The organism is Micromonospora sp. DSM 43699 (genome assembly GCF_055517075.1).
Window position 1 is genome coordinate 38,431 of the sequence record NZ_JBTMMT010000030.1, and the last position, 12,220, is coordinate 50,650.

Genomic DNA, 12,220 nt, shown 5'->3' on the forward strand with positions numbered 1-12,220 from the left:
TGCGCTGTAGTTGATATCCGTAGCGAGGAAGGCACTCCGCCGTGGCGAAGGCGACCGATGTCCGGCCGAAGATCACTCTGGCGTGTGTGGAGTGCAAGGAGCGCAACTACATCACGCGTAAGAACCGTCGTAACGACCCGGACCGCATCGAGCTGAAGAAGTTCTGCCCCCGGGACGGCAAGCACACCGCCCACCGCGAGACCCGCTGACCCTCGGCCGGCACCACGCCGGCCCGGTCCGCGACCGACGAACCCGAACGCCGATCCGCACGGATGGCGCGGCCTGAGAGCCGCCTGCCCGTACGGGTCGGCGTTTCGGCGTCCCGTGTAGGTTCGGCGGCATGTCCCTGGACCCGTCCTTCGTCGGCCGGACGTATCCGCCGACCGCCCCCTACCAGGTGGGCAGAGAAAAGATCCGCGAGTTCGCCACCGCCATCGGCGCCACCGACCCGGCCCACCACGACCCGGCGGCGGGCCGTGCCCTCGGCCACCCGGACGTGGTCGCCCCGCCCACCTTCCCGGTCCTGGTCACCATGGCCGCCAGCCAGCAGATCGTCGACGATCCGGCGCTCGGGGTCGACTACAGCCGGGTGGTGCACGGCGACCAGCGCTTCGCGTACACCCGGCCGGTGGTGGCGGGGGACGAACTGGTCTGCGTGAACACCATCGAGAAGATCAGCAACCGGGGTGGGCACGCCTTCCTGACCACCCGCACCGACGTGACCACCGTGGCCGGCGAGCCGGTGGTCGCCGTCTGGTCCAAGCTCGTCGTACGTGGGGAGTCCTGACGTGGAACTGCCGACCCGGACGTACCGGGTGACCCGCGCGGACCTGGTCCGCTACGCGGGCGCCTCGGGCGACTTCAACCCGATCCACTGGAGCGAGCGGACGGCCACGAAGGTGGGCCTGCCCGGGGTGATCGCCCACGGCATGTTCACCATGGCACTGGTCGGCCGGGCGGTCGCCGAATGGGCCGGGTCGCCCGACGCGGTGGTCGACTTCGGGGTGCGGTTCACCCGGCCGGTGGTCGTCCCGGACGACGACGAGGGCACCGAGATCACCGTCGACGCGGTGGTCAAGGAGGTCACCGAGGCGGGGTTGACCAGGCTCGATGTGACAGCCCGGTGCGGCGGCGAGAAGGTCCTCTCGCAGGCCCGCGCGACCGTCCGGACGGCTGGCTGACAGCCTCCGGAAACGTACCTGGCGGGACCGGTTGGGAAAGTCGGGGCGGTACCCGTACACTGGTCCGCCGTGGGGCAAGTAACCCCTGCTCGGCCGTGTAGGCCGGGTGGGGCGAGCGTTGCCGCACAGGGGTGTAGCTCAATTGGCAGAGCAGCGGTCTCCAAAACCGCAGGCTGCAGGTTCAAGTCCTGTCACCCCTGCGCCTCAGGCCTGACCGTTCCCGTGGGTCGCGCCGCCGCAAGGCGGCGTCCGGCCCGTGGTGGTGGCATCGGCGGGGTGGTTCCGAGGCGACTCGGGGCCCTTCGTCCGGTCCGCCGGCCGCGGCCCGTCGCGGGACGGTTGGTCCGGCCGGCGTGACCAACGCGCCGCGTACGCCGTCCGGCGTACGAACCGACATCCGCGACGGAGGGCGAAGTGGCCGAGAGCAAGCGGCGCGGCGAGGACGCCGGCGACGACGGTCTGCGCGACGAGCGTGACGAGGTCGTCGACGAGGTGACCGCCGACGGCGACGCCACCGACGATGACGCCACCGACGCGGATCCCACCGACGCGGACGAGCCGGTATCCCGGGGCGGTACCGCGACCCGGTCGCGGACCCGCGCGGGTGAGGCCGACAGCAAGCCGAAGACCCGGTCCGAGACCGACCGGGTGGGGCCGTTCGCCCGCATCGCGCGTTTCTTCCGCGAGGTCGTCGCCGAACTGCGTAAGGTCATCTGGCCGACCCGCAAGGAACTGCTGACCTACACCGCCGTGGTGGTCACCTTCGTCGCGGTGATGCTGACGATCGTGGGCCTTCTCGACTTCGCCTTCGCGAAGGGCGTGCTGTGGGTCTTCGGCAGCCCCAGCTGACCGGCCTACTGAGCCGATAGTGACGGAAGTGAGCAAGCGTGCCTGAATACGACGAGACCGCCGAGACCACGGACGACCAGTCCACGGTCGCGACGGCGGCGAGTGACGAGTCGGTCGAGGCCGCCAGCGAGCCGGAGTTCCCGACCACGGAGCCGGAGCCGGAGCCGGATTACGACCCGGTCGCCGAGCTGCGCCAGAAGCTGCGCTACGCGCCCGGCGACTGGTACGTGGTGCACTCGTACGCCGGCTACGAGAACAAGGTCAAGACCAACCTCGAGACCCGGATCATCTCCCTCGACATGGAGGAGTTCATCTACCAGGTCGAGGTGCCGACCCGGGAAGAGGTCGAGGTCAAGAACGGCAAGCGTTCGCAGATCCAGGCCAAGGTCTTCCCCGGTTACATCCTGGTCCGGATGGAGCTGACCGCCGAGTCCTACTCGTGCGTGCGCAACACGCCGGGGGTCACCGGCTTCGTCGGAGCCACCGACCGGGCCGACCGGCCGGCGCCGCTGAGCCTCGACGAGGTGATCAAGTGGCTGGCCCCGGCGGTGGAGACCGAGCAGAAGAAGGCCAAGCCCGAGATCAGGGTCCTCGACTTCGAGGTGGGCGACTCGGTCACCGTCACCGACGGCGCGTTCGCCTCGCTGCCGGCGACGATCAGCGAGATCAACGCCGATCAGCAGAAGCTCAAGGTGCTGGTGTCGATCTTCGGCCGGGAGACCCCGGTCGAGCTGAACTTCAACCAGGTCGCCAAGATCTGACGACGTTCCGCGTCGCCGGCGGGGGGCAGCAGCCCCCCGCCGGCGACGTCGTTCCACCCCGGCGCGGACCTCGGCGCAGAGGGTTCCCGGGCGCTGCGCTACTCTTGAACGTCGCTGTGGCAACGCGCTGACCGTGCGCGCCCGTGGCCGGCACCTTTCCCAGTTCCAAGCCCCAGGAAGTGACATGCCTCCGAAGAAGAAGCTCGTCAAGACGTTCACGCTTCAGCTGAAGGCGGGCCAGGCGACCCCGGCTCCGCCGGTGGGCCCCGCGCTCGGTCAGCACGGCGTGAACATCATGGAGTTCTGCAAGTCCTACAACGCGCAGACCGAGGCCCAGCGGGGCGACATCGTCCCCGCTGAGATCAGCGTGTACGAGGACCGCTCCTTCACCTTCGTCCTGAAGACCCCGCCCGCCGCCCGGCTGCTGCTCAAGGCCGCCGGCGTGGACAAGGGCTCCGGCGTGCCGCAGAGCCAGAAGGTCGGCTCGGTGAGCCAGGCCCAGGTGCGCGAGATCGCCGAGAAGAAGATGGTCGACCTCAACGCCAACGACATCGACCAGGCTGCGAAGATCATCGCCGGCACCGCGCGGTCGATGGGCATCGTCGTCAACGACTGACCCCGGTCGGTCCCCAAGATCAGTTCGTGGGAGGGCACGCGTCGACCGCGGCCCGCCAGAGACCACAGGAGTAACCCGAGATGCAGCGCAGCAAGACGTACCGCAAGGCCGCCGAGGCCGTCGACAAGTCGAAGCTCTACACCCCCGCCGAGGCGGTCAAGCTCGCCAAGGACACCACCAGCGCCAAGTTCGACGCCACGGTCGAGGTCGCCATGCGCCTCGGCGTCGACCCCCGCAAGGCGGACCAGATGGTCCGTGGCGTGGTCAACCTGCCGCACGGCACCGGTAAGACCGCCCGCGTGATCGTCTTCGCCGCCGGCGCGAAGGCCGAGGAGGCCGTCGCCGCCGGTGCCGACGAGGTGGGCACGGACGAACTGGTCGCCCGGATTCAGGGCGGCTGGCTCGACTTCGACGCGGCGATCGCCACGCCGGACCAGATGGCCAAGATCGGCCGGATCGCGCGGATCCTGGGCCCGCGCGGCCTGATGCCGAACCCGAAGACCGGCACGGTGACCATGGACGTCACCAAGGCCGTCTCGGACATCAAGGGCGGCAAGATCACCTTCCGGGTGGACAAGCACTCCAACCTCCACCTGATCATCGGCAAGGCCTCGTTCTCCGAGGCCCAGCTGATCGACAACTACGCCGCGGTCCTCGACGAGGTGCTCCGCGTCAAGCCGTCCGCGGCCAAGGGCAAGTACCTCAAGAAGGTCACCCTGGCCACCACGATGGGTCCGGGCGTCCCGATCGACCCCAACGTGGTGAAGAACGTCCAGGAGACCGGCGCCGAGGGCTGAGCCCGGCTTCTCCTGCGAAGGGGCCCCGCCACGTGGCGGGGCCCCTTCCGTATGCCCGGTTGTGGCAGGCTCGCCCCATGCGACTGGAGGACGTCCGGCTCCGGTACCGCCGGGGTGGCCCGTGGGTGCTGCGCGGTGTCACCGCCCGGCTCGACCCGGGCGAGGTGGCGGTGGTGCTCGGCCGCAACGGGGCGGGCAAGTCGACCCTGCTGCAACTCTGCGCCGGGGTGCTGCGCCCGGCCCGGGGCCGGGTGGTAGACCGACCCCCGCACGTCGGCTGGGTGCCCGAACGGTTCCCCGCCGACCAGCCCTTCACGGTGACCCGCTACCTGAGCGCCATGGGCCGCATCGCCGGCCTGGGCCGGGCCGACGCCGACCGGGCCGTCGACCGGTGGACCGACCGGCTGGGCCTGGCCGGGTTCCGTGAGGTCCGTCTGCCCGACCTGTCGAAGGGCACCGCGCAGAAGGTCGGCCTGGCCCAGGCGATGCTGCGTACCCCGGGCCTGCTGGTCCTCGACGAGCCCTGGGAGGGGCTGGACGCCGCCGCCCGGGGCCTGGTCCCGGAGCTGGTCGACGAGGTGTTGGCCGCCGGGGGAGCGGTCCTGGTCAGCGACCACCGGGGGGAGACGGTCCGACTCCCCGACGCCCGACACTGGACGGTGGCCGACGGCCTGGTCACCGAGGAGCCGGCCACCCGCCCGTCGGCCGTCGCGGTGGTCGAGGTCGCGGTGCCGGCCGCGCGGTTGGCCGGCACCGTCGCCCGGTTGCGCGCCGACGGCCACCACATTCTGCGGGTACGCGAACCCACCGCCCCGCCCCCGGGGCCGGCTCCGCCGGAGACCCCCGTCCCGCCCTCGCAGGCGACAGCACCACCTGCCCCCGACCCGTCCCCGGTGGTGGTGCCCTCGGTGGTCGATCCGTCTTCCAGTGGTGGGCCGATGGATGGCCCGACTTTCGGGGGTGGATCGACGGCTGACTTCGGGCGGGACGGTCGGGCGGAGGAGGCAGCCCGGTGAGCGCGCTGATCCGGATGCGGTTGGCCGGCTTCCTGCGTACCGGACGGGCGCTGGCACCGCTGCTGGCCGGCCTGGTCGCCCTCGGCATCCTCTACGGCGGCGGTCGGGCCCGGCCGGCGGAGGCGTACGGCGTCTGCGCCGTGGTGCTCTTTCCGGTCCTGGCCTGGCAGACCAAGATCCTGCTGGACGTCGAGCCGGACGTGCAGCGCCGGCTGGCGCAGGTCCTGGTCGGCCCGGCCCGGGCCCGGTTGGCCGGGCTGCTCGCGGCGATGATCGCCGGAGCGGGCACTGTGCTGGTGGCCCTGGTCTTCCCGTGGCTGGTCGGCGGGATGGCCGTGCCTGGCCCGGGTGACCTGCCGCTACCGGTCGCGCTCACCCTCGGGCTCTGGGCACACCTGCTTGCTCTGCTGCCCGCCACAGCGGTGGGCGCACTTGCCAGCCGCGCCCTGACCCGCAACGCAGGGTACGGCGTCGCGGTGCTGGCGGTGGGCGTGGTCGGCACCCTCGCGCTGGGCCTGCGTGACTCGGTGGTGCCCTGGCTCGTGCCGCCGGTGCTGGCGACCGCCCGCGCGCTCGCCGGCCCCCTGTCGGCGGGTACCGCCCTGCTCCTCTCCGGCTGGGCCCTCGCCTGGACCGGGCTGGCCCTGGCCGGCTACACCTGGCAACGCCGGACCCACCCCTGACGCCGACCTGGAAGACCGGGTAGACCCCGGCCACACCACCTCGCCGGCCGATCCAGCCGCCGGTCCCTTTGGTCCGGTCGCTTTGGTCCGGGCCCTTTGGTCCGGGCCCCGGGTCTGGTACCCCTGGCTGGGTCACCTCGCCATGCCATCTGCCGGGTGACCCTGGCTGGGCTACCTGGTACGCCCGCATGATCATCCTCGACACCAGCCAACACGACACCGACCAGACCGACCCCGCCCCGGTCGCCGCATGACATCAGACCGGATCACGCGATGGCCGTCCCTTACACCACCAGCGCGGACGTGATCGGGGTCACCAGTCATGTCACCTGCCGGGCCATCTCGCCGGATCATCTGGTCAGGCCACCTCGTCAGCCTGCCCCGACAGTCTCGGTCGTGCGCCCCTCCAGCAAGGCCGTGCGCCCCCTGTCAAGGTCGTGCTGGATCCAGGATGTAGTGGTGTCCGCCGTCGATGAAGGCCACTACAACCTGGACAACACCGTTGCGTTAGGTGGAACGGCTGTTCGTCAACCAGCGCTGCCTCGCCGATCATGGAGTTGTGGTGGGTAACAGAACGCCCGTAGAACCCCCAAAGTCGGCACCACCACTCCATGATCGCCAAGCGGGCCCACCTCGCTCCCCGATCGGGCACTTCCTGTCCCGGGTTGACCAGCCACCCACGGCGTTAACGCAACGGTGTTGACAACATGGTTGCAGCACGATCTTGCCGGTGCCGGTGCCGGTGCCGGTGCCGGGGCTAGGGCTGAGGGCTGGGGGCGCGGGGCGGCGGGGTGGGGCCGAGGGGTACGGGGTGTGCGCGGGGCGGCAAGTGAGGGGGTGCGGGTCCGGGGCGGCAGGGGTAACGGGCCGGCAGGGCGGGGCCGAGGGGGAGGGCCGAGGGGTGCAGGGCAGGGCGGGGTGAAGGGTGCGGGGTGCGGGGTGGTGGCGGGTGGGTCGCGGGGTGATTTGGCGTTGGGTGGGCACGTCGCGTAACCTGGGCCGGTAGTTCCACCCAGAGACCGCTGGTCACCGTGCCCCGGCACGGTCGAAGGCTCCGCGACGACGGGCGACCCGCGCAGGGCGGTAAGCGTAATTCGGCTCCTTTCCGTGGTCCATGACCGCGGTGATCGGTCCGGCCTCGCCCCGCGCGCCCTGCGCCGGGGCTTTTTCGTTGTCGTGACGCCTCCGGCGCCGTCGTAGAGCCTCGTGCTCCTCGGCGGCGACCAGCTCCGAGTAACGAGAGAGGAGGGACATGGCGGACAAGCCGATCCGGGCCGACAAGGCCACGGCAGTCGCTGAGCTGACCGAGAGCTTCCGTACCTCGGGCGCTGCGGTGCTCACCGAGTACCGTGGTCTGACGGTTTCCCAGCTCACCCAGCTGCGGCGCTCGCTCGGCAAGGAGACCACCTACACGGTTGCGAAGAACACGCTGGCCAAGCGTGCCGCGACCGAGGCGGGCATCTCCGGCCTCGACGAGCTGTTCACCGGTCCTACCGCGCTGACTTTCGTTTCGGGCGACGTCGTCGAGGCGGCGAAGGGGCTTCGCGACTTCGCGAAGGCCAACCCGAAGCTCGTCATCAAGGGCGGTGTCTTCGAGGGCAGGGCCATTTCCGCGGCCGAGGTCACGAAGCTTGCCGACCTGGAGTCCCGTGAGGTGCTGCTGGCCAAGCTGGCCGGCGCGATGAAGGGCAACCTGAGCAAGGCCGCGGCCCTGTTCCAGGCACCGCTCTCCAAGGCCGCCCGTGCGGCGGCCGCCCTGGCGGACAAGAAGCGCGAGCAGGAGGGCGCCGAGGCGGCCTGAGGCCCTCCCGGCGCACCACATTCTTAGTTTTCACTGCGAGAAAGGACGCCAGACATGGCGAAGCTCAGCACCGACGAGCTGCTCGACGCGTTCAAGGAGATGACGCTGATCGAGCTCTCTGAGTTCGTGAAGCAGTTCGAGGAGACCTTCGAGGTCACCGCCGCCGCTCCGGTCGCGGTCGCCGCTGCCGGCGGCGCTGCCGCCCCGGCCGAGGCCGAGCCGGAGAAGGACGAGTTCGACGTCGTCCTCGAGGCTGACGGTGGCAAGAAGATCCAGGTCATCAAGGTCGTGCGTGAGCTGACCGGCCTGGGCCTCAAGGAGGCCAAGGACGCGGTCGAGGCCGCGCCGAAGGCGATCCTGGAGAAGGTCAACAAGGAGACCGCCGAGAAGGCGAAGGCCAAGCTCGAGGGTGAGGGCGCCAAGGTCACCCTCAAGTGACCTGAGGTCGGCCTCGGGCTGACCTCGGCGCGTGTCCGGCTCGGGTGAGCCGTGGCACACCGCATCATGGCGGGCGGTGATCCGATTTTCGGATCACCGCCCGTTGCGCGTGGTGACTCCGGGTATCAGTGGTGTGAGCAGGGTGTTCGCACCCGTTGTGCGACCCGGCGGTGACGCCGTGGGTAACCCGTCAGTGGGAAACCCGGCGAGCAGCCGGGATGAGGCTCTTGACGCAGCCCCGGCCTGCCAGGCACGCTGACACCAGCAAGACCTTCCGCGCTTGCGACGGCCCCCTCTCGGGTAAGGCTGCGGCAGCATCAGCAGCCGCTCCGACCTGAGTGGCCCCGCCAGGAACGTCGCGTTCCGAGCGGCCCGGTCCGACCCCCGATCGGGGGTCCCGAGGCACGTTCCGCGACGACCTGCGGGATGGGCTGGACAGCGGTTAGCCTCTCGGCTACACTGCTAGTTTGCGCTGCCTTCCGACGTAGCCCCTGCTCGGAAATGTCCGGTTACGGATATTTTTGGTGGGGTCATTGGAGTGCACGCATACCAGCCGTTCTGCAGCACCGGTCCTCGGAAGGACGCATCTTGGCAGCTTCCCGCCCTGCGAAGACCAGTCGTACGTCGAGCGCTTTCGCTCCCCGCCGAGTTTCTTTCGGCAGGATCACCGAACACCTCGAGGTCCCCAACCTCCTTGCCATCCAGAACGAGTCCTTCGACTGGCTCGTCGGCAACGAGGCTTGGCAGGGCCGGTCGGCGGACGACCCGCACGCACGCTCGGGTCTCGCGGAGATCCTCGACGAGATCAGTCCCATTGAGGACTTCTCCGGCACCATGTCGCTCTCCTTCTCGGCGCCGCGCTTCGACGAGGTCAAGGCCTCGATCGAGGAGTGCAAGGAGAAGGACCTGACCTACTGCGCGCCGCTGTTCGTGACCGCGGAGTTCACCAACAACACCACTGGCGAGATCAAGAGCCAGACGGTGTTCATGGGTGACTTCCCGATGATGACGCCGAAGGGCACCTTCATCATCAACGGCACCGAGCGCGTCGTGACCAGCCAGCTCGTCCGTTCCTCCGGCGTGTACTTCGACAAGCAGCCGGACAAGACCTCCGACCGCGACCTGTCCAGCGTCAAGGTGATCCCGAGCCGGGGTGCCTGGCTGGAGTTCGACATCGACAAGCGCGACACCGTCGGTGTCCGGATCGACCGTAAGCGCCGTCAGGCCGTCACGGTCGTCCTCAAGGCCATCGGTTGGTCGGCCGAGCGGATCCGCGAGCGGTTCGGCTGGTCCGAACTGATGATGACCACGCTCGAGAAGGACCACATCGCCGGCCAGGACGAGGCCCTGCTCGACATCTACCGCAAGCTCCGCCCTGGCGAGCCGCCGACCCGCGAGAACGCCCAGACCCTGCTCGACAACCTCTTCTTCAACCCGAAGCGGTACGACGTCGCCAAGGTCGGTCGGTACAAGTTCAACAAGAAGCTCGGGCTGAACGTGCCGATCACCACGGGCACGCTCACCGAGGACGACATCGTCTCCACCGTCGAGTACCTCTGCCGGCTGCACGCCGGTGAGGACGGCTACGAGGCGGACGACATCGACCACTTCGGCAACCGCCGGATCCGGACCGTGGGTGAGCTCATCCAGAACCAGGTCCGGGTCGGTCTGTCGCGGATGGAGCGGGTCGTCCGGGAGCGGATGACGACGCAGGACGTCGAGGCGATCACGCCGCAGACCCTGATCAACATCCGCCCGGTGGTGGCGGCGATCAAGGAGTTCTTCGGTACGTCCCAGCTGTCCCAGTTCATGGACCAGACCAACCCGCTGGCGGGGCTCACCCACCGGCGGCGGTTGAACGCGCTCGGCCCGGGTGGTCTGTCCCGGGAGCGGGCCGGCTTCGAGGTCCGCGACGTGCACCCGTCCCACTACGGCCGGATGTGCCCGATCGAGACGCCCGAAGGCCCGAACATCGGCCTGATCGGCAACCTCTCGACGTTCGCCCGGGTCAACCCGTTCGGCTTCATCGAGACGCCGTACCGAAAGGTCGTCGACGGCCGGGTCACCGACCAGGTCGACTACCTGACCGCGGACGACGAGGACCGGTTCGTCAAGGCGCAGGCCAACGCACCGCTGCAGGCCGACGGCACCTTCGCCGAGGACCGGGTCCTGTGTCGCCGTAAGGGTGGCGAGACCGAGGACGTGATCCCGAGCGCCGTCGACTACATGGACATCTCGCCGCGGCAGATGGTCTCCGTCGGCACCGCGATGATCCCGTTCCTCGAGCACGACGACGCCAACCGTGCCCTGATGGGCGCCAACATGCAGCGTCAGGCGGTGCCCCTGGTCAAGGCCGAGGCCCCGCTGGTCGGCACGGGCATGGAGTACCGCGCGGCCGTGGACGCCGGCGACGTCGTCGTCGCCGAGGTCGGCGGTGTGATCGAGGACCTCTGCGCCGACTACATCACCATCCACCAGGACGACGGTCACCGCCGGACGTACCTGCTGCACAAGTTCCGCCGCTCCAACTCCGGCTCCTGCGTCAACCAGAAGCCGGTGGTCTTCGAGGGCGACCGCGTCGAGGCCGGCCAGGTCATCGCCGACGGTCCGTGCACCGACGAGGGCGAGATGGCGCTCGGGCGCAACCTGCTGGTGGCGTTCATGTGCTGGGAGGGCCACAACTACGAGGACGCGATCATCCTGTCGCAGCGCCTCGTGCAGCAGGACGTGCTCACCTCGATCCACATCGAGGAGCACGAGGTCGACGCCCGGGACACCAAGCTCGGCCCGGAGGAGATCACCCGCGACATCCCGAACGTCAGCGAGGAAATGCTCGCCGACCTCGACGAGCGCGGCATCATCCGGATCGGCGCCGAGGTCGTTCCCGGTGACATCCTGGTCGGCAAGGTCACGCCCAAGGGCGAGACCGAGCTGACCCCCGAGGAGCGGCTGCTCCGCGCGATCTTCGGTGAGAAGGCGCGGGAGGTCCGGGACACCTCGCTGAAGGTGCCGCACGGCGAGACCGGCACGGTCATCGGTGTGCGTACCTTCTCCCGCGAGGACGGCGACGAGCTGCCGCCGGGCGTCAACGAGCTGGTCCGGGTCTACGTCGCCCAGAAGCGGAAGATCCAGGACGGCGACAAGCTCGCCGGCCGGCACGGTAACAAGGGCGTCATCTCGAAGATCCTGCCGATCGAGGACATGCCGTTCCTGGAGGACGGCACCCCGGTCGACATCGTGCTGAACCCGCTGGGTGTGCCGTCGCGAATGAACATCGGGCAGGTGCTGGAGACCCACCTCGGTTGGGTCGCCAAGACCGGCTGGAAGGTCGAGGGCGAGGACGCCGACTGGAAGCGTCAGCTCCGCTCGATCGACGCGCACGAGTCCGAGGGGGACACGAACGTGGCCACCCCGGTCTTCGACGGTGCCCGTGAAGAGGAGATCTCCGGCCTGCTCGCGTCGACCCTGCCCAACCGGGACGGCAACCAGCTGATCGGTTCCTCGGGTAAGGCGCGGCTGTTCGACGGCCGGTCCGGCGAGCCGCTGCCGGACCCGATCGCGGTCGGTTACATCTACATCCTGAAGCTCAACCACCTGGTCGACGACAAGATCCACGCCCGTTCGACCGGTCCGTACTCGATGATCACGCAGCAGCCGCTGGGTGGTAAGGCGCAGTTCGGTGGCCAGCGCTTCGGTGAGATGGAGTGCTGGGCGATGCAGGCGTACGGCGCTGCCTACGCCCTGCAGGAGCTGCTGACCATCAAGTCCGACGACGTCCTGGGCCGGGTCAAGGTCTACGAGGCGATCGTCAAGGGCGAGAACATTCCCGAGCCGGGCATCCCGGAGTCGTTCAAGGTGCTGCTCAAGGAGCTCCAGTCGCTGTGCCTGAACGTCGAGGTGCTCAGCAGCGACGGGGTGGCCCTGGAGATGCGCGAGACCGACGACGAGGTGTTCCGGGCCGCGGAGGAGCTGGGCATCGACCTGTCCCGGCGCGAGCCGAGCTCGGTCGAAGAGGTGTAAGTGGTGTGGGTTGGGGGCCGGCAGGCCCCCAACCCCGCCCGTGATCTAGCTGTAAAGA

At 69.4% G+C, this 12,220-nt stretch carries 12 protein-coding genes and 1 tRNA gene; all 13 read left to right on the top strand.

All coding sequences use genetic code 11. The features are described from left to right. The first annotated feature begins 41 nt into the window (after positions 1 to 41). Positions 42 to 209, top strand: coding sequence for a 50S ribosomal protein L33 (rpmG, locus tag AC0AIB_RS16680; protein WP_091242082.1), 168 nt, complete (start codon positions 42 to 44; stop codon positions 207 to 209). Positions 210 to 340: 131 nt separating this feature from the next. Further along, entirely contained in the window at positions 341 to 787 is a 447-nt protein-coding gene (locus tag AC0AIB_RS16685; protein WP_465097022.1) for an FAS1-like dehydratase domain-containing protein, read from the top strand. Position 788: 1 nt separating this feature from the next. Further along, positions 789 to 1,181, top strand: coding sequence for a MaoC family dehydratase (locus AC0AIB_RS16690; protein WP_328342811.1), 393 nt, complete (start codon positions 789 to 791; stop codon positions 1,179 to 1,181). A 127-nt stretch (positions 1,182 to 1,308) separates the two neighbouring features. Then, positions 1,309 to 1,381, top strand: a tRNA-Trp gene (locus AC0AIB_RS16695). Between the two features lie 214 nt (positions 1,382 to 1,595). Beyond that, entirely contained in the window at positions 1,596 to 2,030 is a 435-nt protein-coding gene (secE, locus tag AC0AIB_RS16700; RefSeq protein WP_328342813.1) for a preprotein translocase subunit SecE, read from the top strand. A 38-nt stretch (positions 2,031 to 2,068) separates the two neighbouring features. Continuing rightward, positions 2,069 to 2,791, top strand: coding sequence for a transcription termination/antitermination protein NusG (gene nusG, locus AC0AIB_RS16705; RefSeq protein WP_328342814.1), 723 nt, complete (start codon positions 2,069 to 2,071; stop codon positions 2,789 to 2,791). A gap of 184 nt (positions 2,792 to 2,975) precedes the next feature. After that, entirely contained in the window at positions 2,976 to 3,407 is a 432-nt protein-coding gene (gene rplK / locus AC0AIB_RS16710) for a 50S ribosomal protein L11 (protein WP_208568215.1), read from the top strand. 80 nt (positions 3,408 to 3,487) lie between these two features. Then, the gene (gene rplA / locus AC0AIB_RS16715; protein ID WP_328342819.1) at positions 3,488 to 4,204 is read left to right on the top strand and encodes a 50S ribosomal protein L1; all 717 of its coding nucleotides are present in this window, start codon (positions 3,488 to 3,490) and stop codon (positions 4,202 to 4,204) included. A gap of 77 nt (positions 4,205 to 4,281) precedes the next feature. Then, entirely contained in the window at positions 4,282 to 5,220 is a 939-nt protein-coding gene (locus AC0AIB_RS16720) for an ABC transporter ATP-binding protein (RefSeq protein WP_465097023.1), read from the top strand. After that, positions 5,217 to 5,903: a hypothetical protein gene (locus AC0AIB_RS16725; protein ID WP_465097024.1), complete on the top strand. Its 687-nt coding sequence runs from the start codon at positions 5,217 to 5,219 to the stop codon at positions 5,901 to 5,903. Before AC0AIB_RS16720 ends, AC0AIB_RS16725 begins: the two co-directional genes overlap by 4 nt. A 1,252-nt stretch (positions 5,904 to 7,155) precedes the next feature. Next, on the top strand, positions 7,156 to 7,704 hold the full coding sequence (gene rplJ / locus AC0AIB_RS16730; protein WP_067301385.1) for a 50S ribosomal protein L10: 549 nt from the start codon (positions 7,156 to 7,158) through the stop codon (positions 7,702 to 7,704). A 54-nt stretch (positions 7,705 to 7,758) separates the two neighbouring features. Next, a complete protein-coding gene (gene rplL, locus AC0AIB_RS16735; protein WP_091242050.1) occupies positions 7,759 to 8,142 on the top strand; it encodes a 50S ribosomal protein L7/L12 in 384 nt (127 codons plus the stop codon). A 588-nt stretch (positions 8,143 to 8,730) separates the two neighbouring features. Beyond that, on the top strand, positions 8,731 to 12,162 hold the full coding sequence (rpoB, locus tag AC0AIB_RS16740) for a DNA-directed RNA polymerase subunit beta (protein WP_465097025.1): 3,432 nt from the start codon (positions 8,731 to 8,733) through the stop codon (positions 12,160 to 12,162). The last annotated feature ends 58 nt before the right edge of the window (positions 12,163 to 12,220 follow it).

Coding starts and splice junctions, on each gene's coding strand:
- AC0AIB_RS16685 (WP_465097022.1), top strand. CDS start 341: ATGTCCCTGGACCCGTCCTTCGTCGGCCGGACGTATCCGCCGACCGCC.
- rplK (WP_208568215.1), top strand. CDS start 2,976: ATGCCTCCGAAGAAGAAGCTCGTCAAGACGTTCACGCTTCAGCTGAAG.
- rplA (WP_328342819.1), top strand. CDS start 3,488: ATGCAGCGCAGCAAGACGTACCGCAAGGCCGCCGAGGCCGTCGACAAG.
- AC0AIB_RS16720 (WP_465097023.1), top strand. CDS start 4,282: ATGCGACTGGAGGACGTCCGGCTCCGGTACCGCCGGGGTGGCCCGTGG.
- rplJ (WP_067301385.1), top strand. CDS start 7,156: ATGGCGGACAAGCCGATCCGGGCCGACAAGGCCACGGCAGTCGCTGAG.
- rplL (WP_091242050.1), top strand. CDS start 7,759: ATGGCGAAGCTCAGCACCGACGAGCTGCTCGACGCGTTCAAGGAGATG.